We start from the raw sequence: 21542 nt of genomic DNA, 5'->3' as shown, positions 1-21542 counted from the left end.
AGAATCTGGGAAAGCGCTTAGAGATGGGCGTGAGTAGCAGGTTCAGGGTAGTGATTGTATCGAGTATGAAAAGTGATCTTAATGATGACTTGGAATACGGCACAACGCGAAAACTCAGCCTATGGCGGATGTGGCTCGATGAGAGACACACTCGTTATAGGGTCAAGCGAACAAGTGCATGTGGTGGATGCCTTGGCGATCACAGGCGATGAAGGACGCGGTAGCCTGCGAAAAGCTTCGGGGAGCTGGCAAACGAGCATTGATCCGAAGATGTCCGAATGGGGAAACCCGGCCCGTATGGGTCACCCATGACTGAATACATAGGTCATGTGGAGCGAACGCGGTGAACTGAAACATCTAAGTAACCGCAGGAAAAGAAATCAACCGAGATTCCCAAAGTAGTGGCGAGCGAAATGGGAAGAGCCTGTACTCTTTATCTGCATTGTTAGCTGAACGCTCTGGAAAGTGCGGCCATAGCAGGTGATAGCCCTGTAAGCGAAAGCAGCGTGGAAGAACTAGGGGTACGACAAGTAGGGCGGGACACGTGAAATCCTGTCTGAAGATGGGGGGACCATCCTCCAAGGCTAAATACTCGTGATCGACCGATAGTGAACCAGTACCGTGAGGGAAAGGCGAAAAGAACCCCGGGAGGGGAGTGAAATAGATCCTGAAACCGCATGCATACAAACAGTCGGAGCCTCGCAAGGGGTGACGGCGTACCTTTTGTATAATGGGTCAGCGACTTACGTTCAGTAGCGAGCTTAACTGATTAAGGCAGGCGTAGCGAAAGCGAGTCCGAATAGGGCGATCAGTTGCTGGGCGTAGACCCGAAACCAAGTGATCTATCCATGGCCAGGTTGAAGGTGCGGTAACACGTACTGGAGGACCGAACCCACTAACGTTGAAAAGTTAGGGGATGAGCTGTGGATAGGGGTGAAAGGCTAAACAAACTTGGAAATAGCTGGTTCTCTCCGAAAACTATTTAGGTAGTGCCTCGTGTATCACCTTCGGGGGTAGAGCACTGTCATGGTTGTGGGGTCCATTGCGGATTACTACGCCATAGCAAACTCCGAATACCGAAGAGTGCAATCACGGGAGACAGACATCGGGTGCTAACGTCCGGTGTCAAGAGGGAAACAACCCAGACCGCCAGCTAAGGTCCCCAAGATTGGCTAAGTGGGAAACGAAGTGGGAAGGCTAAAACAGTCAGGAGGTTGGCTTAGAAGCAGCCACCCTTTAAAGAAAGCGTAATAGCTCACTGATCGAGTCGTCCTGCGCGGAAGATGTAACGGGGCTCAAGCCAGTCACCGAAGCTGCGGATGCGTACGCAAGTACGTGTGGTAGGAGAGCGTTCCGTAAGCCTGCGAAGGTGTGTCGAAAGGCATGCTGGAGGTATCGGAAGTGCGAATGCTGACATGAGTAGCGATAAAGGGGGTGAAAAGCCCCCTCGCCGTAAGCCCAAGGTTTCCTACGCAACGTTCATCGGCGTAGGGTGAGTCGGCCCCTAAGGCGAGGCAGAAATGCGTAGCTGATGGGAAGCAGGTCAATATTCCTGCACCATTGTTAGATGCGATGGGGGGACGGATCGCGGAAGGTTGTCCGGGTGTTGGACGTCCCGGTCGCTGCATTGGAGAAGGTGCTCAGGCAAATCCGGGCACAGGATTCAAGGGTGTGGCGCGAGCTTCTTCGGAAGCGAAGCAATTGGAAGTGGTTCCAAGAAAAGCCTCTAAGCTTCAGTCTAACGATGACCGTACCGCAAACCGACACAGGTGGGCGAGATGAGTATTCTAAGGCGCTTGAGAGAACTCGGGAGAAGGAACTCGGCAAATTGGTACCGTAACTTCGGGATAAGGTACGCCTCTGTAGCTTGACTGGCCTGCGCCAGAAGGGTGAAGAGGTTGCAATAAACTGGTGGCTGCGACTGTTTAATAAAAACACAGCACTCTGCAAACACGAAAGTGGACGTATAGGGTGTGACGCCTGCCCGGTGCCGGAAGATTAAATGATGGGGTGCAAGCTCTTGATTGAAGTCCCGGTAAACGGCGGCCGTAACTATAACGGTCCTAAGGTAGCGAAATTCCTTGTCGGGTAAGTTCCGACCTGCACGAATGGCGTAACGATGGCCACACTGTCTCCTCCCGAGACTCAGCGAAGTTGAAGTGTTTGTGATGATGCAATCTCCCCGCGGCTAGACGGAAAGACCCCATGAACCTTTACTGTAGCTTTGCATTGGACTTTGAACCGATCTGTGTAGGATAGGTGGGAGGCTATGAAACCGGAACGCCAGTTTCGGTGGAGCCGTCCTTGAAATACCACCCTGGTTTGTTTGAGGTTCTAACCTTGGTCCGTGATCCGGATCGGGGACAGTGCATGGTAGGCAGTTTGACTGGGGCGGTCTCCTCCCAAAGCGTAACGGAGGAGTACGAAGGTACGCTAGGTACGGTCGGAAATCGTGCTGATAGTGCAATGGCATAAGCGTGCTTAACTGCGAGACCGACAAGTCGAGCAGGTGCGAAAGCAGGTCATAGTGATCCGGTGGTTCTGTATGGAAGGGCCATCGCTCAACGGATAAAAGGTACTCTGGGGATAACAGGCTGATACCGCCCAAGAGTTCATATCGACGGCGGTGTTTGGCACCTCGATGTCGGCTCATCTCATCCTGGGGCTGTAGCCGGTCCCAAGGGTATGGCTGTTCGCCATTTAAAGAGGTACGTGAGCTGGGTTTAAAACGTCGTGAGACAGTTTGGTCCCTATCTGCCGTGGGCGTTGGATATTTGAAGGGGGCTGCTCCTAGTACGAGAGGACCGGAGTGGACGAACCTCTGGTGTACCGGTTGTCACGCCAGTGGCATCGCCGGGTAGCTATGTTCGGAAGAGATAACCGCTGAAAGCATCTAAGCGGGAAACTCGCCTTAAGATGAGATATCCCCGGGGCTTCGAGCCCCTTGAAGGGTCGTTCCAGACCAGGACGTTGATAGGTCAGGTGTGTAAGTGCAGTAATGCATTGAGCTAACTGATACTAATTGCCCGTAAGGCTTGATCCTATAACCAGTGTGTTTCACAGTGAGTTAGCGCTTTAGCGCTTACTCAATGCAACCCCCGAAGGGAGCACGCCGGTTGAGTGACGCGACTGTGCCCAACAGTCACTACCGAATCTACTTCTTCCCAGATTGGTTGTGCCGTCCCCAACGCGCACAACAACAAGTCATGCCTGATGACCATAGCGAGTCGGTCCCACCCCTTCCCATCCCGAACAGGACCGTGAAACGACTCCACGCCGATGATAGTGCGGATCCCCGTGTGAAAGTAGGTAATCGTCAGGCTCCTCATGCCTTAAACAAAAACCCCACCCCTCAAAGGTGGGGTTTTTGCGTTTGGGACACCAGGTTCTCGACACGATTCAACGCTGCAAGAGCTGAACGACGCAAACTTGTCGGTAAAATGGCGCGATGCCGACCCCATCGGAGCGCCTATGAGAACGAGTCTGTTGATTGCCGCGGTCAGCATCGCGATGTTGACGACAGCATGCGGCAAGAAGAACGATGCGAGCGAGTCCAGTCTCGGCGACGCGATCACCGCCGACATGAAAACGAATCGCGGCCTCTTGTGCCTCAACCGCAGCGGACGCGGTCCCTTCACCTTCCCGTCCACGTATTCGGCACGCGATCTCAACGAATACTCCGCCGCCGCGTTACGCGAGCAACTGGCCGCGCTCGAGAAGAGCGGTCTGATCGCGCGAGCGGCGTCGGCGCCGACGAACGCCAGTCCCAACGCACAGCAGAATGCCGTCGCTTATAGCCTGACGGGCGAAGGGCAAAAATACGCAGTCGAAACGGTCAGACAAGCGGGCGACCCGAACGCCACGCCCGACAACCGTGCATGGATGCTCTGCTACGCACGCGTGAAGCTCGACAAGGTCGTCGCCTGGACGGAGCCCGACCCCAGCGCGCATCGCACGGATGTGACTTATACCTACAAGCTCGACAACATCGCTCCGTGGGCGGATGACCGCGACATCAAACGCGCGTTCGCCGATCTCGTCGCCGCCGACCGCGAAGCCGGCGAAACGAAGCTCCATCTGACGCTCGAGCAGCGGCCGGACGGCTGGGCAAGGGTGGACTGAGGGACGTGTCGGCCACTTTCGAGGACCTTCCCGCCGGCCCGCCGCGCATGTCCGATGTTGCGCGGCTCGCCGGAGTTTCGAAGATGACGGTATCGCGCGTGCTTGCCGGACATAGCGTGGCCCTCGCGACGCGCGAGCGCGTGCAGAAAGCGATCGACGAACTCGGCTACGTAGCGGATGCCGCCGCTGGCGCTCTGTCGTCGGGGCGGTCGGAATTCGTCGCGGTACTGGTCCCGTCGCTATCGAGTTCCAATTTCTCCGACACCGTGCGCGGCCTTTCCGCGGCATTGGAGCCGCACGGCCTGCAACTGCTCATCGGCGACACCGACTACCACCTCGACCGCGAAGAAAACCTGGTGCGATCGATGCTGCGCCACCAGCCGCGCTGCATCGCGCTGACCGGTTCGCGCCATACCGAAGCGACGCGCACGCTGTTGCGCCGCTCGGGCGTGCCTGTCGTCGAGATGTGGGACTTCCCTTCCGATCCGATCGATGCCGCCGTCGGCTTTTCCAACGTCAACGCCGCGCGCGAGATGGTGCGCTATCTCGCGGAGCGCGGTCACGAGCGTATCGGGTTTCTCGGCGGTGCAAGCGAGCTGGACCGGCGTGGCCTCGATCGTCTGAAGGGCTTTCGGACGGAGATGAAAGCGCGCGGCCTGGACGCCGGGCGCGTCGTCCGTCTGGGCGATTCACCGATCACCATGAGCCACGGCGGCCCCGCGATGGCCGCGCTCCTCGATGCATGGCCCGACACGCAAGCCGTGATGTGCGTGAGCGACATGTCCGCGTTCGGCGCGATAATGGAATGCCGTCGGCGCGGGCGCTCGGTGCCTGACGACATCGCTGTTGCGGGCTTCGGGAATTTTGAAGTGGCCGCCTGCTGCGCGCCATCGATCACGACGGTCTCCGTCAACGCATACGGCATCGGCACGCGAACCGGCGCGGCGCTGCTGGCCGCACTCGAAGCATATGATCAGGGCGTCGCAAGGCGCGCGGGCAAGCGCATCCGCATCGACTATCACGTGATTCCGCGCGAGAGCGCGTGAGCCAACGGAAGGCCAGCCGATGCATGGTACTATGATTGAATGTTACCGGTAACAACATAACACCAGCACCCCACGGAGAGAGACATGTCCCAGCAAACAACCCGCCGCCTGCGCAGTCAGGAATGGTTCGACGATCCTTCGCACGCCGATATGACCGCGCTCTATGTCGAGCGCTTCATGAACTACGGCCTGACGCGCGAGGAGTTGCAGTCGGGCCGGCCGATCATCGGCATCGCGCAGACGGGCAGCGATCTCGCGCCGTGCAATCGCCATCACATCGAGCTGGCCGCGCGCACGAAAGCCGGTATCCGTGACGCCGGCGGCATCCCGATGGAATTCCCGGTGCATCCGCTCGCGGAGCAGAGCCGCCGCCCGACCGCCGCGCTCGACCGCAACCTTGCATACCTCGGCCTCGTTGAAATCCTGCATGGCTTTCCGCTGGATGGCGTCGTCCTCACGACCGGCTGCGACAAGACCACGCCCGCCTGTCTGATGGCCGCAGCCACCGTCGACATGCCCGCAATCGTGCTTTCCGGCGGCCCCATGCTGGACGGATGGTACGAAGGCAAGCGCGTCGGCTCCGGCACGGTCATCTGGCATGCGCGCAATCTGCTCGCCGCTGGCGAGATTGATTACGAAGGCTTCATGCGACTGACGACGGCTTCGTCGCCGTCGATCGGCCATTGCAACACGATGGGCACTGCGCTCTCGATGAACAGTCTCGCCGAAGCGCTCGGCATGTCATTGCCGACGTGCGCGAGCATTCCGGCCGCGTATCGCGAGCGCGGACAGATGGCGTATGCAACGGGCAAGCGCATCGTCAACATGGTGCGCGAGGATCTGCGTCCGTCGAAGATCATGACGCGCGACGCATTCCGCAACGCGATCGTCGTTGCCTCGGCGCTCGGTGCGTCGACTAACTGCCCGCCGCATCTGATCGCCATTGCGCGGCATATGGGAATCGAACTGAGTCTCGAAGACTGGCAGCGCGACGGCGAGCAGGTGCCGCTCATCGTCAATTGCATGCCGGCCGGTGAATATCTGGGCGAGAGCTTCCATCGCGCGGGCGGGGTGCCGGCCGTGTTGCGTCAACTCGATGCAGCGGGCCTGCTGCATCGCGACTGTGACACGGTCTCGGGCCGCACGATCGGCGAAATTGCCGACGAAGCGCCCGCCGCCGACCGCGATGTCATCCGCACGGCGGACGATCCGCTGAAGCACGGTGCGGGCTTCATGGTGCTGTCGGGCAATTTCTTCGACAGCGCGATCATGAAGATGTCCGTAGTCGGAGAAGCGTTCACCAAAACGTATCTGAGCGAGCCGGGCGCGGAGAATATCTTCGAAGCGCGGGCGATCGTGTTCGATGGCCCCGAGGATTACCACGACCGCATCAACGATCCCGCGCTCGAAATCGACGAGCATTGCATCCTCGTGATTCGTGGTTGCGGCACGGTGGGTTATCCGGGCAGCGCGGAAGTGGTCAACATGGCGCCGCCCGCGGAACTGATCAAGCGCGGCGTCGATTCGCTCCCCTGCATGGGCGATGGCCGACAAAGCGGCACGTCAGCGAGCCCGTCGATTCTCAACATGTCGCCGGAAGCGGCCGTGGGCGGCGGTCTCGCGCTGTTGCGCACGAACGACCGCATCCGCGTCGACCTGAACGCGCGCTCGGTCAATGTGCTGCTCGATGAAGCGGAACTCGCGAGCCGTCGCGACGAAGCCGCGTTCGCCGCGCCCGTCGCGCAGACGCCGTGGCAAGAACTGTATCGGCAGACGGTCGGGCAGCTATCGACCGGCGGCTGTCTCGAGCCGGCGACGCTCTATCTGAAGGTCATCGAGACGCGCGGCAATCCACGCCATTCGCACTGAGCGTCACACGCGCGCATCGCGCCGTTGGGCGATGCGCGGCTCGATCTTCAGCGTCGGCATCGTGCCGCTTTCGATGTGATGCTGCACGGCGTCGGCGGCGTCGAAGTATCGGCGCTCGTCGAGCCAGTGCCAGACAGCGGCGAGGAAGAGGCCGAGCCCTGCGTGACCGCAATGCGCGATGACATCGGCGATGCCTTCCGCCAGGCTCTGATCGCGTCCGTGTGATGTGAATGCGCCCGCAACATGCGATGCGGTGCGCGAGACGAGCATCGCGTGCATCGAATGCAATTGCGGATTGAATGCGCGCGAAGCGTGACTTCTGTTTCTGCTGCCGCCCATAGGGCCCCCGTGGTCCATGCCGGCGTGCCGCGTCTTTTGCCGACGCGCGCCGCCGTTAGTTATTCGATGCGCCGTTTTCCGGCTTCGCGCCAAGTACGCAAGAACCGGGCCGACGGTTCGAAACTTGCTCACTCGCTTGCCTGGTGAGTGCCTGCGCGGGCCGCGCGGTTGGCTGACGGCGAACGCAAGGCGCCCTTTCTACATTCCGTATGAACGAACGCAACCCATCCGCCTATGCGCCAACGCATCGCTATCTGCGTGCTCGCCTTGCTTGCAGGATGCTCCTCGCGCAGTGAGGAGCCGCATCCACCGATAACGAACCAGCCGCAGCCGCTGAGGCACGCGACGCATACGTCCGCGGGCTTCGAGAACAATTACCGTCATCTGCCGCGCGAGTCGTTTCTCAAGTGGCAATGGGAACGCTTCACGCAAGGGCTGCCGAAACCGCCGGCGAATGGCTATCGCTTCCCGATGGCGCGTCCCGACGTCGCGTTTCTAAAAGCGAATCGCAGCGTCGATACGCTCACGTGGATCGGTCACGCGAGCGCGCTTGTGCAGATCGACGGCGTCAACGTGCTCACCGATCCGGTTTTCTCCGAGCGCGCATCGCCGGTTTCCTTCGCGGGCCCGAAGCGCAAGACGCCGCCGGGCCTGACGCTTGATGAACTGCCGCATATCGACGTCGTCCTCATCTCGCACAATCACTACGATCATCTCGACAAGCCGAGCATCGAGGCGCTGAATCGCCAAGCGGGCGGCCCGCCGCGCTTTCTCGTGCCCCTGGGCGTGAAGGCGTGGATGACGCGCATCGGCGTGACGAACGCCGAAGAACTCGACTGGGGCGACGCAACGCACGCCGCCGGACTCGATATCTGGTTCACGCCGGCGCAGCACTGGTCAGCGCGCACGCCGTTCGATCGCGCGGAAACGTTGTGGGGAAGCTGGGTCCTCAAGACGCCGCAGGGCGCGGCCCGTCCGTATTCCTTTTTCTTTGCGGGCGACACCGGCTACTCGCCCGATTTCCGCGATATCGGTGCGCAATTCGGCGGCTTCGATCTCGCGCTGATTCCGGTCGGCGCTTACGATCCCCGCTGGTTCATGGGCGCGCAGCATGTCGATCCGGAAGAAGCGGTCCGCATTTTCGCGGACCTTCACGCGAGAAGAGCCATCGGCATTCACTGGGGCAGCTTCGAACTAACCGATGAACCGCTCGACGAACCCCCGCGCCGCCTCGCCGATGCGGTGCGCAACGCCGGCCTTCCTGCCGATGCCTTCACCGTCCTCGAGCACGGTCAGACGATCCGGCTGAACGCCCGCTGATAACGCGCAGCATGAAAAAACGCGCGGGCCTCGAAAGAGCCCGCGCGTCAGTCAATGCAACACTTGCCTTGCAACCAGCGTCATCGCCTGAATACGCCGAGCAGCAGGGTCGCGAGGAAGATCACGATGAAGATGAAGAACAGGATCTTGGCGATTTCCGCCGCGCCCGTCGCGATCCCGCCAAAGCCGAAAAAGGCCGCGATGAGCGCAATGATGAAGAATATGACAGCGTAACGGAGCATGAAGCCTCCCACGGGGATCGGTTGGTGAGTTCGATTCGCATGCGGACTGGACACCGTCGCCGCCTTCGCTCATCGGTCGTGCCGCGCTTTTGTTCAAGGTGGCGCGGTACGAAGGGTCAAAGCAACCCACGTGCCCAAGACGAATCCAGAATTTGTGTCGGCCGAAACAAAAACGCCGCAGGCCCGTGAAAGTGGACGATTGCGGCGTCGGCTGTGCGCTGTCGGGCGCGCGGATGAGACTGTCGTGGCTAACGGCTTAGCGTGCGATCGGAGTCGGTTTCATCGTCCTCGTCATCGTCGTCCTCGACGCGGTTTTGCGCATCCAGAAGATGGCTCTTGAGTTCATCGCGCTCGATCTGATCGGCAAGGTCGAGGGATTTGCGCGTGGCGGGACCGGACGGGCGGTTGGCTCCAGACATGGCGTACTCCTTGAACGGATTTCACAGCCGCGCCATAAACGGCGCGAACCAAGGAACAACGAGGCATGTACACGCCGGGCGATGAAACCGCCTCGAAGGATTGTCGAAGCGGCGCACGTTGCGATCGTTCATGACGGCAGCGTTCAACGCACAAAACGCTGGTTGGGTGATGAAACCGCCGTCCCATTCTTGCAAGCGGAACGGCACATTTTGCGTGGCCGGCGCGTAAGCCAAGTATGCACGGGTCCGGCAGCGAGGCAAAGTGCTTTATCGGATAACAATCGCTCGTCCGGTCACGCAAAATAATGCGCGACGATTGGATACAGCGACAGCACGAGCAGCGCGGCCATCGTCACGTTGAAGGCACGCAGAAGACGTGGACGCGCGAGAAAACGCCGCAGCGACATGCCGAACGCTGCCCACGCAACGATGCACGGCAGCCCGATCACCACGAACACGACGGCCATCAGCGCGGCGTTCAGCGAAAGACTCGCGTGCAGATGGATGGTCGTGGCGGCGGTGAGCACCATCATCCACGCTTTCGGATTGACCCACTGAAACGCAAGCGCTTCATGAAACCGCATCGGGCGGCGCTCGCCGTTGCGCATCTGCACCGACGACGACGTCGCGATCTTCCATGCGAGATAGAGCAGATAAACGACGCTGGCCGTTTCGAGCGCCGGATAAAGCCACGGCAGGCGATCGAACGCTTGCGCGAGACCCAGCCCCACCGCGAGCATCAGCAAGGCGACGCCCGCGCTGATGCCGAGGACATGTGGCACCGTGCGCCGCAGTCCGAAATTGACACCCGACGCGAGCAGCATCGTGTTGTTCGGACCCGGCGTGATGCTCGTCACGAGCACGAAGAGCGCGGCGGCGGGCAGGGCGTTGAGAAGGTCGGAAGGCATGGCGCAGTTCGCAAGGTGAGTCGATTGCGGCCAGTTTAAGCGTTGGAATCTGTACAGTACCGGTACACCTCGACGCAAGGCTTCCGGTACGGCACGACGCGCGAATCACACGGGGAACGGGTTTCGCTCCGCGAATCCTTCCTGATGCCAGTACGGATAAGCCGGCCTCACCTTGCTTGCCTCGTCGAGCCGCTTCACCTGATCGGCTGTCAGGTTCCAGCCGACGGCGCCCAGGTTCTGCCGCAACTGCTCTTCGTTGCGCGCGCCGATCAGCACCGTCGCGACAGTCGGACGCTGCAGCAGCCAGTTCAACGCGATCTGCGGCACCGTCTTGCCCGTTTCCTCGGCGATGGCATCGAGCGCATCGACCACGCGGTACAAATGCTCATCGGGCACGGGCGGCCCCATGTCGGCGGTCTTATGCAGGCGGCTGGAATCGGGCAGCGGCTGGCCGCGCCGAATCTTGCCGGTCAGGCGTCCCCATCCGAGCGGACTCCATACGACCGCGCCGACGCCCTGATCGATCCCGAGCGGCATCAGTTCCCACTCGTAGTCGCGGCCGATGAGCGAGTAGTACGTCTGATTGGCGACATAGCGCGGATAGCCGTAACGGTCGGCCACGTCGAGCGATTTCTGCAGATGCCAGCCCGAGAAATTCGATACCCCCGTATAGCGGATTTTCCCCGCGCGCACGAGATCGTCGAGCGTGGAAAGCGTCTCTTCGACGGGCGTTTTCGCATCGAAGCCATGCAACTGGAAGAGATCGATGTAATCGGTCTGCAGGCGCTTCAACGCATCGTTGACCGCGTTGATGAGATGGAAGCGCGATGAGCCGACGCTGTTAGGTTCGTCGGTATCGAAACGAAAGGTGGCTTTCGTCGAGATGATGGCCTTGTCGCGCCGGCCCTTGAGCGCCTCGCCGAGAATGGACTCCGATGCGCCGCGCGAGTAGATGTCGGCGGTGTCGAACATGGTGACGCCTGCATCGAGACAGATGTCGATGAGCTGACGCGCTTCGCTTACATCGGTCTGCCCCCACGCCTGGAAGAACTCACCCTTGCCGCCGAACGTGCCGGTGCCGAAGCTCAGTACGGGCACCTTGAATCCCGAAGCACCTAGATGTCGATATTCCATGGCATGTCCTCTCTATGATGGTCGTTGGTATCGATGACGAGACTACCGCAACGGCCGCATGCGTGCAGAACCGGCATCGGCGCACGGGCACGTTGCTTGCAAACCCCTGACGCACATGTCGCGGCGCGCTGCGGCATGCAGGCCAACATGACGGAGAGCGCTTGAACGAGACTGCCATGCGCGACGCCCGCGCCAACGCGATGACCACGGACAAACGCGACGAATCCTTCTTCGAGCCGGGACGCAACTGCGCGAGCGTGCGTCACGCGGATCGCTTCAGCATGCTCATCGACGGCTCCGACTATTTTCGCGTGCTGCGCGAGGCGATCACGCGTGCGGAGCGCACGGTGTTCATCCTCGGCTGGGATATCGACAGCCGCATGAAGCTCACGCCGGAAGGTTCGAACGACGGCTATCCCGAAGCGCTCGGCGACTTCCTGCACGCGATAGCAGCCGAAAAGCGCCGCCTGCGCATCTACATCCTCGCGTGGGACTTCGCGATGCTCTACGCGTTCGAACGCGAATGGCTGCCGGTCTACAAGATGGGCTGGCGCACGCATCGGCGCATCGCGTTTCAGATGGACGGCAAGCATCCGCTCGGCGGCTCGCAGCATCAGAAGCTCGTCGTGATCGATGATCGCCTCGCATTCGTCGGCGGTCTCGATCTCACGCGTTCGCGCTGGGACACGCCCGCTCATGCGCCCGACGATCCGCATCGACGTGACGCGAACGGCGCGAAGTATCAGCCGTTCCATGATGTCCACACGATGTTCGATGGCGACGCTGCCCGCGAGATCGGTCAGCTTGCGCGCGAACGCTGGTCGCGCGCATGCGGCCGGCGCCTCGCTATCCGCGCGCATCGCGTGGCGCTGCAGAACGATCCGTGGCCGCCTTCGCGCGCCGTCGATGTGGAAGACGTGCAGCTCGCGATCTCGCTCACGGAGCCCGCGTATCTCGGCCGGCCCGCCGTGCAGCAGATCCGCACGCAATATCTCGATGCGATCGCGCGCGCGCGGCGCAGCATCTACATCGAGAATCAGTACTTCACGTCGGGCACCATCGGCGCGGCGCTGTCCGATTCCCTCGAGCGCGAAGACGGGCCCGATCTCACCATCGTCGTGCCGCGCAATCAGAGCGGCTGGCTGCAGGAAGTGACGATGGGCGTGCTGCGCGCGCGTCTCCACAAGCTCCTGAAACAGGCGGATCGTCACGGACGTTACCGGCTGCTGTGTCCGACCGTGCCCAATCTGGGCGAAGAGATCGTCAACGTGCATAGCAAGCTGATGATCGTCGACGACGAACTGCTGATCGTCGGCTCCGCGAACCTCAACAATCGCTCGATGGTGCTCGACAGCGAGTGCAACATATCGATCGATGCCGGCGCGGAGGCCCGTTTGCGCCGCGCCATCGCGACGATGCGCGACACGCTGCTCGCGGAACATCTTGGCTGCGAAGTGGCGGACATCGTGCGCGAGCGCGATGCGCGCGGCGGCGGTCTGAATGCCGCGATTCAGGCGCTTTCGCGCGATCGCGACGAGCATCGCACGCTGGTGCCGCTCGATCCCGAAGTGTCGCGCGAGCTCGATCAACTCATCCCGCCCGAAGCGCTCGTCGATCCCGAAACGCCGATTGCCGCCGACGAACTCGTCGACCAGTTCGTGCCTGCCGAAAGGACGCGCCCGCTCATCGGCCGCTTCGCGCTGCTCGGCGTGCTCGCATTGCTCGTCGTCGGCGTGGCGGCCGTGTGGCACTGGACGCCGCTCGGCGAATACATCAACGTGAAGTCGCTGACCGAGGCCACGCGGCGCATCGATGCGCTGCCGCTCGCGCCGCTTCTGATCCTGCTCTGCTATGTCGTCGCCGCCGTGATCTCCGTGCCGATCACGCTCTTGATCGCGACGACGGGTCTCGTGTTCGGCGCCGGTTGGGGCAGCGCGTATGCATTCGCCGGCACCATGATCGCCGCTTCCGTTTCGTACATGCTCGGGCAATGGCTCGGCCGCGATGCGGTGCGCAAGCTCGCGGGTGCGCGCGTGAACCGGCTATCGGAGCGCGTGGCGCAGCGGGGCATCGTCGCGGTCGTCGTGCTGCGGCTGTTGCCGGTTGCGCCGTTTTCGATCGTCAATCTGGTGGCCGGTGCATCGCACATTCGCATGCGCGATTTCCTGATCGGCACGCTGCTCGGCATGGGTCCCGGCATCCTGTTGACGGTGGCGTTCGCGCATCAGCTGGTGGCATCGTTGCGCCATCCGACGGTCGGGTCGTTCGCCGTATTGATCGGCATCGGCGCGGTCCTGATCGGCGTGTCGATCCTGCTGCAGCGCTTTCTTGGCCGCCGCAACGACAGCGAAGAGAAGGTGGCGGAAGGCGCGCCGAGCGATGCGGACAAGGCGCGCGCAAGCGACGAAGCGCAGCGCGCGAGCCGTCTGCGCGAGCGCAGCGCGATGCCGCGCGACACGGCGAACGATGACGCATCGTCGCGCAATCATGACGAGGTCAGCTCATGACGTTGATGCACGAGGCCGGAATCGACATCGAAAAACTGAGCGCGACGCGCGTGAAGGAGTTGCGCATCGCGACGTACAACGTGCACGGCGCAGTGGGCATCGACGGCAAGTTCGCGCCGGAACGCATCGCCGGTGTGCTCGCCGAAATGGATGCGGATATCTTCGCGCTGCAGGAGATGCCGCTCGGCGGCAACGGTCATCCCGATGTCCTCGAGATGCTCCAGCGCATGACGGGTCTGCATGCCGTTGCAGGCCCGACGCTCGATACACCGGAGCGCCGCTACGGCAACGCCGTGCTGACACGTTATCCGGTGCGCGCGGTGCGTACGCTCGATCTTTCTTTCCGAAGCCGCGAGCCGCGCGGCGCGCTCGACGCGGACATCGACTGCAACGGCGAACTATGGCGCGTCGTCGCGACGCATCTCGGGCTTGCATCGAGCGAACGCCGCGCGCAGGTCGATCAGGTGCTGCAGAGCTTCGATACGCCCGCGCTTCCGGTGATCCTTCTCGGCGATCTGAACGAGTGGTTCGTCTATGGCCGCACGTTGCGGCGGCTCGTCACGCACTTCCATCGCGCAAGTGCCTTGCGCACGTTTCCGACGCGCTGCCCGCTCTTCGCGCTCGATCGAATCTGGGTGCATCCCGGCGAGCGGCTGATGCGTGTCGACGTGCATCGCACGCGGCTTGCGCGCATCGCATCCGATCACTATCCGCTGATTGCGCATATCGCGCGTCGTGCATCGCGTCACGGATGAAGCGCAGTGCGGTGCATCGAAAGCGCATGCATTGCGCGACGAGCGGCTCGTTTGTCAGTGCGACGCCACGAAAAACCCCTGAAAAAACGATATAAAAACGCAAAAGACTCGCACGAACGCGTCTGGCCTATGTAGAATCCGGCGTTGATACGAACGCATAAGCGCTGACGTATTCCGATATCACTGACCAAAACAGGTAGGAGAAACATGCCGACTTCCGCAAAAACCGCTGCCAAGAAAGCCACGGCCAAGAAGGCCACGGTGAAGACTGCTGCACCGGCAAAGAAAGCAGCATCGAAGGTTGCCGCGAAGAAAGTACCCACCAAGAGCGTCGCCGTGAAGAAGACTGCGGGTGCGCTGTCGCCGATCAAAGACACCTTCACGAAGGCATCGCTCGCAGCGCATCTGGCGGAGCGCGCGGAAGTGGACGTCAAGGCGGTCAAGGCCGTGCTGGTCGCGCTGGAAGACACCATCCTCGGTTCGGTTCACAAGAAGGGCTCGGGCGAATTCACGCTGTCGGGTCTGTTGAAGATTTCCGCGCAAGCGGTGCCGGCGAAGAAGAAGCGCTTCGGCAAGGATCCGTTCACCGGCGAAGAGCGCTGGTTCCCGGCCAAGCCGGCAAGCGTGCGCATCAAGGCACGCGCACTCAAGAAGTTGAAGGACGCCGCGGCCTAAGGTTCGGCTCGAGCTAGAGTTGTTTGGAGAGGCTGGCTTTTCCGGTGGGGGAAGCTGGCCTTTTTGTTTTCTTCGTCGAGAACGTCGGGGCGCTCATAGGACCGTCGCGTGAAGCGCCGGCATGTAAGGAACCCTGATGAACGAGTCCGCTGCAATGCAGGCCGTTGAGCTAGCCAGTCATGCGATACCGCATAAGCGGCCGCAAAGACGGCGCGCGTTCCTATCGCGCTCTGGCCGTCGATGCTGAAAGCACGGCATGTCCTCGCGCTCCTGCCCGGCACACCAGTTCGTGTTAGCCTCTCGTTTTCGCGGCATTTCAACGCCGCGCCCGACTGCGCGGCTCCCGCGCCCCCTGCATCGAACCCCTCGCTCCGCCATGCGCGGGCGATGACATCGCATACCCGACGCCCGACACGAACATGACGTACAGAAGTCCGCAAGTCGCCGAGTTGATGGCGCAAAGAGAATCGCTGGAAAAGGAACTTGCCGAAGCGCGGCGAAAAGAAGAGCGGCTCGCGCTAATAGAGATCGTGCAAAAGATGCGCGAATACGGCATCACGCTGAACGAGCTGTTGGGCCGCAAGCCCGAGACGTCGTCCGCCGCGTCCGATGTCGCCATCAAATACCGCGACCCCGCGAGTGGCGCAACGTGGAGCGGACGCGGTCGCGCGCCGCACTGGATCGCCGGCAAGGACCGCGATGCGTTCCTCGCCAGCCTGCCCGCGAACGGCGCATCGGCACGCATCGGGCAGGCATCGCTGTTCGCGGACGAAGAGTAGAGCGGCCGCAGCGCAACCCACTCTGCGCGAACCCGGCTTACTGCGACAACACCACCTGCGCGATCAATCCCGTGCCGACTGCCACGAGCAGATAGTCTGCTCCCACGCCGACCCATTGGTATCCGCGCGGCGGCTGACGCAAGCCGTGGCCGTGCCAGTCATCGACGACATACTGGCGATTACGATAATCCGCCGACAGCCGGTCGCCCTTGCGCCAGTCGGGATGTCCGCGGTCATGGTCGGCATGTTCCTGCGGGCGCGGCGCGTCGTGACCGTTCATCACCGGCGCACGTCCGGGTGCGCGATCGGGACCATGCCCGTTGCCGTGCTCATTGCCACGATCGTTCCCATGATCCGGCCCGCCATGCGACGGCTGCGCGACACTCGCGCCCGCACCGAAAGCCATGCCGGCGCACAACAGCACCGCGACAATTTGATTCTTCTTCATCAAACACTTCTCCTCGATAGCTGAATTGCGACCGCGATTCCCGACCCACAAAGCCGGTTCGCGCGACCCGCTGCCACTCTACGGGCTGGCCTCCGACAATGCCGTGAGAATGTGTAAGTAACGCTTACTCCGTATTACGCAGTCTCGAGCGAGCCAACCCCGAAGGTTTCAGCGGTCCATACATTCAGCTGAATGCGAACAATAAAAATGTTTTGCTATCGTGAATGGTCTTTCTGGCTCACCATGAAACGATTCGATAAAGCAGGGAGACGGCAATGGAAAGCAGTGCGGACCTCAAGCGTTACGAGCTGTTGATCGGCGGAGAATTCGTCGCGCCGAGCGGCGGAGAATATTCGACGAATCTCGATCCGGCGACCGAGAACGCCATCGCCTACGTGGCGCAGGGCACATCGGCGGATGTCGATCGCGCGGTAGCGGCGGCGCGCGCCGCGTTGAAACCGTGGAACGGTATCCGCGCCGCCGAACGCGGCCGCATCCTGATGCGGCTCGCCGAACTGCTGCGCGAGAATCAGGAAGAGCTCGCCGCGCTCGAAAGTCTCGATGCGGGCAAGCCGATCGCCGGCGTGCAGCGTCAGGACGTGCCCGCCGCCATCGATACGCTGACCTATTACGCCGGCTGGTGCGACAAGATCAACGGACAGGTCGTGCCCGCGCGCCCCGATGCGCTCACCTACACGGTGCGGGAACCGGTCGGCGTGGTCGGGGCCATCGTGCCCTGGAATTTTCCGTTGATGATCGGCATGTGGAAGATCGCGCCCGCACTCGCATGCGGCTGCACGCTGATCGTCAAGCCCGCCGAAATCACGCCGCTTTCCGCGCTGATGGTCGGACGTCTGGCACTCGAAGCGGGCTTGCCGCCGGGCGTGCTCAACATCGTGACGGGAAAAGGCTCGGTCGTCGGCGATGCGCTCGTCGCGCATCCGGGCGTCGACAAGGTCACGTTCACCGGTTCGCCGTCGGTCGGGCGCGGCATTCTGCAGGGCGCGGCGGGCAACTTCAAGCGCGTGACGCTGGAACTCGGCGGCAAATCGGCGAACGTGATTTTCGCGGACGCCAACATCGACAGCGCCGTGCGCGCGACGGCTTCAGGCATCTTCTTCAACGCGGGGCAGGTGTGTTCCGCGGGTTCGCGCGTGCTCGTGCAGCGCGGCGTTTATGACGAGGTCGTCGAACGTCTCGGGCAGCGTGCGCAAAGCATCAAGCTCGGCGATCCGTCGAAGCGCGAAACCAACATGGGTCCGCTCATTTCGGCCAAGCAGATGAAGAGCGTGCTCGATTACGTGGATATCGGCAAGGGCGAGGGCGCATCGCTCGTGACGGGCGGACGGCGGTCGGGCGAGCGCGGCTACTTCGTCGAGCCGACCGTGTTCGCGAACGTCGAGCACGAGATGCGGATCTCGCAAGAAGAGATCTTCGGGCCGGTCGCGAGCGTGATTCCGTTCGACGACGAAGCCGACGCACTGCGCATCGCAAACGGAACCGCGTATAGCCTGGCAGCGGGCGTGTGGAGCGCGGACATCGGGCGGGTGCATCGCATGGCTGCGGAACTGAAGGCGGGCACCGTATGGGTGAATACCTACGGCTATACGGATGTGCGTCTGCCTTGGGGCGGCGCCGGCGATTCGGGCTTTGGCCGCGAGCACGGCGACGTGGCCATCGAGAACTTCACCGAGCCGAAAGCGGTGTGGGTGGCGTTGACGCCGTAAAGGACCGAGGCTTCTCTCGCGGCATGCGTCGCGAGAGGGCTGTGTTGTGGGAGTGCGTACGGAACGGGACTCAACGCAAAAGGGCGGCATAGCCGCCCCTTCGTTTCACTTCAAAGCCAGTAATCAGACCCTCGCGCGCTGTCCTTCCTCATTCCGCGAGCGCCAGAGGCGCGCGCGCTGCGTGCTGTCTTCATACTGCACGGTGTTCTGCCTGCAAGCCTCGATCGTCGAATTCTTGCGCTCGATGATCGCCTGGCAAAGAAACTCCGCGCTATAAGCCGTCAGCAGATGCGGGCAATGCGTGCCGATATACTGCGCGAGCTTTCCATAGTCGCTGTCCGCCGATGCAAGCGATCGATACGTTTGCGCATCCCACCGGAACATCAGGTCGAGTTCTTCGAAAGCAGTATTGAAGGCGCACACTTGCGCCTGAACTTCGCGGTCATCGCTGTGAGTTGAATGGATCATGATCGTCTCCTGTATGGCCGTGGGGCATGTTGGGAGAATAGGCAACCTGATCCATAGACGACAGTTAAACTTTCTTCTGCTATCTATTCGAAAACGCTTATAAGTCGGGTTTTCCCGTCTTCGCGACGATATGCGTGATCGCTTCGATCTGCGCCGCGCCTTCTTCGATGAGAAAATCCTTGAAGGCGAGCGCCACCGGCGGCAGGCGCTTATTGTTCCGATGCACGACGAACCAGTTGAGCATCACGGGAAAACCCTCGATATCGAGCACGGCCAGTTTGCCGACCTGCAGTTCCATGCTGATCGTATGCGCCGATAAAAAACTCACTCCCATTCCGGCAATCACCGCTTGCTTGATCGTCTCTGTGCTTGTGATTTCCATTGCGACGTTGAGATTCGCAAGGCGTCCCGCGAAACCTTCTTCCATCGAATTCCAGGTATCCGAGCCGCGCTCGCGAACGATGAACGGCTCATCGGCGAGCGCTTCCAGCGGGAGGTTCTTGCGCCCGACGAGCGGATGATCGGGCGGCGCGACGATCACATATGGATGCGGCGCAAACGATACATTCACGGTATCCATATCGCGCGGCGGCCGAACCATCACCGCGAGATCAGTGAGATTGTCCGTGAGTTGATGCAGCAGTTCTTCGCGATTGTGAACCGCGAGATTGAGCCGGACATCGGTATTACGTTTGGTGAAAGCGGCGAGCAAGCGAGGAAAGAAATAGTCGCCGGCGCTGATCACCGCGACATTGAGCGTGCCGCCCGATATCCCTTTGAGGCGCGCCATCGCATCGTCGGCTTCACGGAACTGCTCGAGAATCGACCTGCTGTAATGGAGCATTTCGTTGCCGGCCGGAGTGAGGTAGATTTTCTTGCCGAGTTGCTCGAAGAGCGGCAAGCCGGCATGTTCCTCCAGTTGCTTGACTTGCGTGGAAACCGCAGGCTGGGTGAGATACAGCTCTTCCGCAGCCCGTGAAAAGCTGAGCCGGCGCGCGACTGTTTCGAAGATTTTCAGTTGACGCAGGGTGGCGTTACGCAGCACGGCGAGCCCTCATCCATTCACGATAGCTAACTTATACAATAAATTTTTTTAACTTTCCCTAATCGTTTTTCTCCCCCACGATGCCTTCACGCCCCTGGGTTTGTAAGCCAGTCGCGAATCGGCAGCACACGAAAGCCTGTAAAGGCTGCTTCAATCATCCGGACTCTATTGGGAATCGCTCGAAATGATTCTTCGATCGCCTGACGCGGATGTTGGCCAGATGTGCAACTTCATCGCCCTCCCCGATGCGCGCCGCCATGCCCGCGCCGCGCGTCCCGAACATCTTCCCTGACCGACCGCCTCGCCCGCTGGCGCACCGCGCCCGCGGTTCTCGCAGTGCATCAGGCGCCGCACGAGCGCCGATAACAGATAACGGAGACAGACATGGCAAGCGCAGACACGGTTGTGTCCGGGCAATCGCACGGGCGTCATCACAACAGGTGGATTCAATTAGCGATCGGCATTGCATGCATGGGCCTCGTCGCGAATCTGCAGTACGCCTGGACCCTTTTCGTCGTGCCCATGGATGCCAAGCATCATTGGGGGCAAGCGGCGATTCAGACGGCTTTCACCATTTTCATCGTCACCGAGACGTGGCTCGTGCCCGTCGAGGGCTGGCTCGTCGATAAATTCGGCCCGCGGCCGGTCGTCATCGGCGGTTCGATCTGCGCCGCGCTCGGCTGGATCATCGACGCGCACGCGACGAGTCTCGCGCATCTTTACATCGCCGCGGTGATTGCGGGTATCGGCGCGGGCTGCGTGTACGGCACGTGCGTCGGCACGGCGCTCAAGTGGTTCCCCGACAAGCGCGGACTCGCTGCGGGCCTGACGGCAGCGGGCTTCGGCGCGGGCGCCGCCGTGACGGTCATCCCGATCTCGAACATGATCCAGAGCTCGGGCTACGAACACGCGTTCATGTTCTTCGGCATCTTCCAGGGCGTGTGCATCTTCTTTCTCGCGTTGCTGCTCGTGCGCCCGAAGCCGCCTGTGAACGTCGTGCCGGCGAAGCGCATCGTGTCGACGAAGATCGATTACACCACCGGCCAGATGGTGCGCTCGCCGCTTTTCTGGGTGCTGTATCTGATGTTCGTGTTTGTCGCGGCGGGCGGTGTCATCGCCACGGCGCAGTTCGGGCCGATCGCGAAGGAATACGGCTTCGCCAAGATGCCGGTCAACCTGCTCGGCGTGACCTTGCCGCTGCTCGCGATGACGCTCTCCATCGACAATCTGTGCAACGGCTTCACGCGTCCGCTATGCGGCTTCATCTCGGACAAGATCGGGCGCGAGAACACGATGTTCATCATCTTTCTCGGTGAAGGCGTCGCGCTGCTCGGACTGATGGAATTCGGTCACAACCCGTATCTCTTCATGCTGTTCGCCGCATTGACCTTCCTCTGCTGGGGCGAGATCTTCTCGATCTTCCCGGCGACCTGCGCGGACACCTTCGGCAGCAAGTACGCGGCAGCGAACGCTGGCACGCTGTACACGGCGAAGGGGACAGCGTCGATGCTGGTGCCGCTTGCTTCGGTGCTGGCCTCGTTCGGATCGTGGAACGCGGTGTTCATCACGGCGGCGGTGACATCGATCGCGGCGGGGCTGTGCGCCAAGTTCGTGCTCGCGCCGATGCGCAAGCGCTGGATCGAGAACACTGTTGCGGAAACGTCGGGCGATGCATCGGTGAATGCGTCGTTTCAGGCGGGCTGGCCGGAAACGTCGCGCAATACGTCGGTTCAGTGAGG

At 61.5% G+C, this 21542-nt stretch carries 19 protein-coding genes and 2 rRNA genes; 12 read left to right on the top strand and 9 right to left on the bottom strand.

What is annotated here, in order from left to right; all coding sequences use genetic code 11:
• Positions 1-160 precede the first annotated feature (160 nt).
• The 5 genes from P9255_RS08370 to P9255_RS08350 all read left to right on the top strand — a co-directional run bounded on the left by P9255_RS08370 (position 161) and on the right by P9255_RS08350 (position 7037).
• A 23S ribosomal RNA gene (locus tag P9255_RS08370) occupies positions 161-3043 on the top strand.
• A 166-nt stretch (positions 3044-3209) separates the two neighbouring features.
• Positions 3210-3322 (top strand): 5S ribosomal RNA (gene rrf, locus P9255_RS08365).
• A 149-nt stretch (positions 3323-3471) separates the two neighbouring features.
• Positions 3472-4122, top strand: a complete 651-nt coding sequence (locus P9255_RS08360) for a hypothetical protein (RefSeq protein WP_309766619.1) — start codon at positions 3472-3474, stop codon at positions 4120-4122.
• Between the two features lie 47 nt (positions 4123-4169).
• A complete protein-coding gene (locus tag P9255_RS08355; protein ID WP_309789356.1) occupies positions 4170-5168 on the top strand; it encodes a LacI family DNA-binding transcriptional regulator in 999 nt (332 codons plus the stop codon).
• 84 nt (positions 5169-5252) lie between these two features.
• Positions 5253-7037, top strand: coding sequence for an IlvD/Edd family dehydratase (locus P9255_RS08350; RefSeq protein ID WP_309789340.1), 1785 nt, complete (start codon positions 5253-5255; stop codon positions 7035-7037).
• A gap of 3 nt (positions 7038-7040) precedes the next feature.
• On the opposite strand, the gene P9255_RS08345 is transcribed toward P9255_RS08350, so the two are convergent.
• Positions 7041-7376, bottom strand: coding sequence for a hypothetical protein (locus tag P9255_RS08345; protein ID WP_309766615.1), 336 nt, complete (start codon positions 7374-7376; stop codon positions 7041-7043).
• 234 nt (positions 7377-7610) lie between these two features.
• Here P9255_RS08345 and P9255_RS08340 point away from each other — a divergent pair, with 234 nt between their 5' ends.
• Positions 7611-8696 carry an MBL fold metallo-hydrolase gene (locus tag P9255_RS08340; protein WP_309766614.1) on the top strand — a complete coding sequence of 362 codons (1086 nt, stop codon included), beginning with the start codon at positions 7611-7613 and terminating at the stop codon, positions 8694-8696.
• A gap of 80 nt (positions 8697-8776) precedes the next feature.
• Here the strand turns inward: P9255_RS08340 and P9255_RS08335 are convergent, their stop codons facing one another.
• From P9255_RS08335 to P9255_RS08320, 4 genes are all read right to left on the bottom strand, one after another.
• Positions 8777-8938: a DUF1328 domain-containing protein gene (locus tag P9255_RS08335; RefSeq protein WP_035967564.1), complete on the bottom strand. Its 162-nt coding sequence runs from the start codon at positions 8936-8938 to the stop codon at positions 8777-8779.
• Positions 8939-9186: 248 nt separating this feature from the next.
• Positions 9187-9357, bottom strand: coding sequence for a hypothetical protein (locus P9255_RS08330; RefSeq protein ID WP_309766612.1), 171 nt, complete (start codon positions 9355-9357; stop codon positions 9187-9189).
• Between the two features lie 293 nt (positions 9358-9650).
• Entirely contained in the window at positions 9651-10265 is a 615-nt protein-coding gene (locus P9255_RS08325) for a LysE family translocator (RefSeq protein ID WP_309766610.1), read from the bottom strand.
• 105 nt (positions 10266-10370) lie between these two features.
• Complete coding sequence (locus P9255_RS08320; RefSeq protein WP_309766609.1) at positions 10371-11399, bottom strand: aldo/keto reductase; 1029 nt, start codon at positions 11397-11399, stop codon at positions 10371-10373.
• A 176-nt stretch (positions 11400-11575) separates the two neighbouring features.
• Here P9255_RS08320 and P9255_RS08315 point away from each other — a divergent pair, with 176 nt between their 5' ends.
• Together P9255_RS08315 and P9255_RS08310 are read left to right on the top strand one after the other, a co-directional pair.
• On the top strand, positions 11576-13906 hold the full coding sequence (locus P9255_RS08315; protein WP_309789355.1) for a VTT domain-containing protein: 2331 nt from the start codon (positions 11576-11578) through the stop codon (positions 13904-13906).
• On the top strand, positions 13903-14661 hold the full coding sequence (locus P9255_RS08310) for an endonuclease/exonuclease/phosphatase family protein (protein WP_309766608.1): 759 nt from the start codon (positions 13903-13905) through the stop codon (positions 14659-14661). Before P9255_RS08315 ends, P9255_RS08310 begins: the two co-directional genes overlap by 4 nt.
• Here the strand turns inward: P9255_RS08310 and P9255_RS08305 are convergent.
• Positions 14652-14987, bottom strand: coding sequence for a hypothetical protein (locus P9255_RS08305; RefSeq protein ID WP_309789357.1), 336 nt, complete (start codon positions 14985-14987; stop codon positions 14652-14654). The two genes, P9255_RS08310 and P9255_RS08305, sit on opposite strands and share 10 nt — an antisense overlap.
• Here P9255_RS08305 and P9255_RS08300 point away from each other — a divergent pair.
• Together P9255_RS08300 and P9255_RS08295 are read left to right on the top strand one after the other, a co-directional pair.
• Entirely contained in the window at positions 14869-15336 is a 468-nt protein-coding gene (locus P9255_RS08300; RefSeq protein ID WP_309766607.1) for an HU family DNA-binding protein, read from the top strand. The two genes, P9255_RS08305 and P9255_RS08300, sit on opposite strands and share 119 nt — an antisense overlap.
• A gap of 419 nt (positions 15337-15755) precedes the next feature.
• The gene (locus P9255_RS08295) at positions 15756-16115 is read left to right on the top strand and encodes an H-NS histone family protein (protein WP_309766606.1); all 360 of its coding nucleotides are present in this window, start codon (positions 15756-15758) and stop codon (positions 16113-16115) included.
• A 37-nt stretch (positions 16116-16152) separates the two neighbouring features.
• Here the strand turns inward: P9255_RS08295 and P9255_RS08290 are convergent, their stop codons facing one another.
• The gene (locus tag P9255_RS08290; RefSeq protein ID WP_309766605.1) at positions 16153-16563 is read right to left on the bottom strand and encodes an RcnB family protein; all 411 of its coding nucleotides are present in this window, start codon (positions 16561-16563) and stop codon (positions 16153-16155) included.
• A 275-nt stretch (positions 16564-16838) separates the two neighbouring features.
• Here P9255_RS08290 and P9255_RS08285 point away from each other — a divergent pair, with 275 nt between their 5' ends.
• On the top strand, positions 16839-18290 hold the full coding sequence (locus P9255_RS08285) for an aldehyde dehydrogenase family protein (protein WP_309766604.1): 1452 nt from the start codon (positions 16839-16841) through the stop codon (positions 18288-18290).
• Between the two features lie 123 nt (positions 18291-18413).
• Here P9255_RS08285 and P9255_RS08280 read toward each other — a convergent pair whose 3' ends face one another.
• Together P9255_RS08280 and P9255_RS08275 are read right to left on the bottom strand one after the other, a co-directional pair.
• Positions 18414-18758: a hypothetical protein gene (locus tag P9255_RS08280; protein ID WP_309766601.1), complete on the bottom strand. Its 345-nt coding sequence runs from the start codon at positions 18756-18758 to the stop codon at positions 18414-18416.
• Positions 18759-18855: 97 nt separating this feature from the next.
• Positions 18856-19800 carry a LysR family transcriptional regulator gene (locus P9255_RS08275; protein ID WP_309766830.1) on the bottom strand — a complete coding sequence of 315 codons (945 nt, stop codon included), beginning with the start codon at positions 19798-19800 and terminating at the stop codon, positions 18856-18858.
• 387 nt (positions 19801-20187) lie between these two features.
• Between P9255_RS08275 and oxlT the strand changes: the two genes are divergently transcribed.
• Positions 20188-21540, top strand: a complete 1353-nt coding sequence (oxlT, locus tag P9255_RS08270; RefSeq protein ID WP_309766600.1) for an oxalate/formate MFS antiporter — start codon at positions 20188-20190, stop codon at positions 21538-21540.
• Positions 21541-21542: the final 2 nt, after the last annotated feature.

This window comes from Caballeronia sp. LZ019 (assembly GCF_031450825.1).
GTDB lineage: Bacteria > Pseudomonadota > Gammaproteobacteria > Burkholderiales > Burkholderiaceae > Caballeronia.
This window is presented reverse-complemented; position numbering and strand designations above follow the sequence as displayed.

Bases quoted from the DNA above. Each gene is read 5' to 3' on its own strand.
- P9255_RS08360 (WP_309766619.1), top strand. From the start codon at position 3,472: ATGAGAACGAGTCTGTTGATTGCCGCGGTCAGCATCGCGATGTTGACG.
- P9255_RS08355 (WP_309789356.1), top strand. From the start codon at position 4,170: ATGTCCGATGTTGCGCGGCTCGCCGGAGTTTCGAAGATGACGGTATCG.
- P9255_RS08350 (WP_309789340.1), top strand. From the start codon at position 5,253: ATGTCCCAGCAAACAACCCGCCGCCTGCGCAGTCAGGAATGGTTCGAC.
- P9255_RS08345 (WP_309766615.1), bottom strand. From the start codon at position 7,376: ATGGGCGGCAGCAGAAACAGAAGTCACGCTTCGCGCGCATTCAATCCG.
- P9255_RS08340 (WP_309766614.1), top strand. From the start codon at position 7,611: ATGCGCCAACGCATCGCTATCTGCGTGCTCGCCTTGCTTGCAGGATGC.
- P9255_RS08335 (WP_035967564.1), bottom strand. From the start codon at position 8,938: ATGCTCCGTTACGCTGTCATATTCTTCATCATTGCGCTCATCGCGGCC.
- P9255_RS08330 (WP_309766612.1), bottom strand. From the start codon at position 9,357: ATGTCTGGAGCCAACCGCCCGTCCGGTCCCGCCACGCGCAAATCCCTC.
- P9255_RS08325 (WP_309766610.1), bottom strand. From the start codon at position 10,265: ATGCCTTCCGACCTTCTCAACGCCCTGCCCGCCGCCGCGCTCTTCGTG.
- P9255_RS08320 (WP_309766609.1), bottom strand. From the start codon at position 11,399: ATGGAATATCGACATCTAGGTGCTTCGGGATTCAAGGTGCCCGTACTG.
- P9255_RS08315 (WP_309789355.1), top strand. From the start codon at position 11,576: ATGCGCGACGCCCGCGCCAACGCGATGACCACGGACAAACGCGACGAA.
- P9255_RS08310 (WP_309766608.1), top strand. From the start codon at position 13,903: ATGACGTTGATGCACGAGGCCGGAATCGACATCGAAAAACTGAGCGCG.
- P9255_RS08300 (WP_309766607.1), top strand. From the start codon at position 14,869: ATGCCGACTTCCGCAAAAACCGCTGCCAAGAAAGCCACGGCCAAGAAG.
- P9255_RS08295 (WP_309766606.1), top strand. From the start codon at position 15,756: ATGACGTACAGAAGTCCGCAAGTCGCCGAGTTGATGGCGCAAAGAGAA.
- P9255_RS08290 (WP_309766605.1), bottom strand. From the start codon at position 16,563: ATGAAGAAGAATCAAATTGTCGCGGTGCTGTTGTGCGCCGGCATGGCT.
- P9255_RS08285 (WP_309766604.1), top strand. From the start codon at position 16,839: ATGGAAAGCAGTGCGGACCTCAAGCGTTACGAGCTGTTGATCGGCGGA.
- P9255_RS08280 (WP_309766601.1), bottom strand. From the start codon at position 18,758: ATGATCCATTCAACTCACAGCGATGACCGCGAAGTTCAGGCGCAAGTG.
- oxlT (WP_309766600.1), top strand. From the start codon at position 20,188: ATGGCAAGCGCAGACACGGTTGTGTCCGGGCAATCGCACGGGCGTCAT.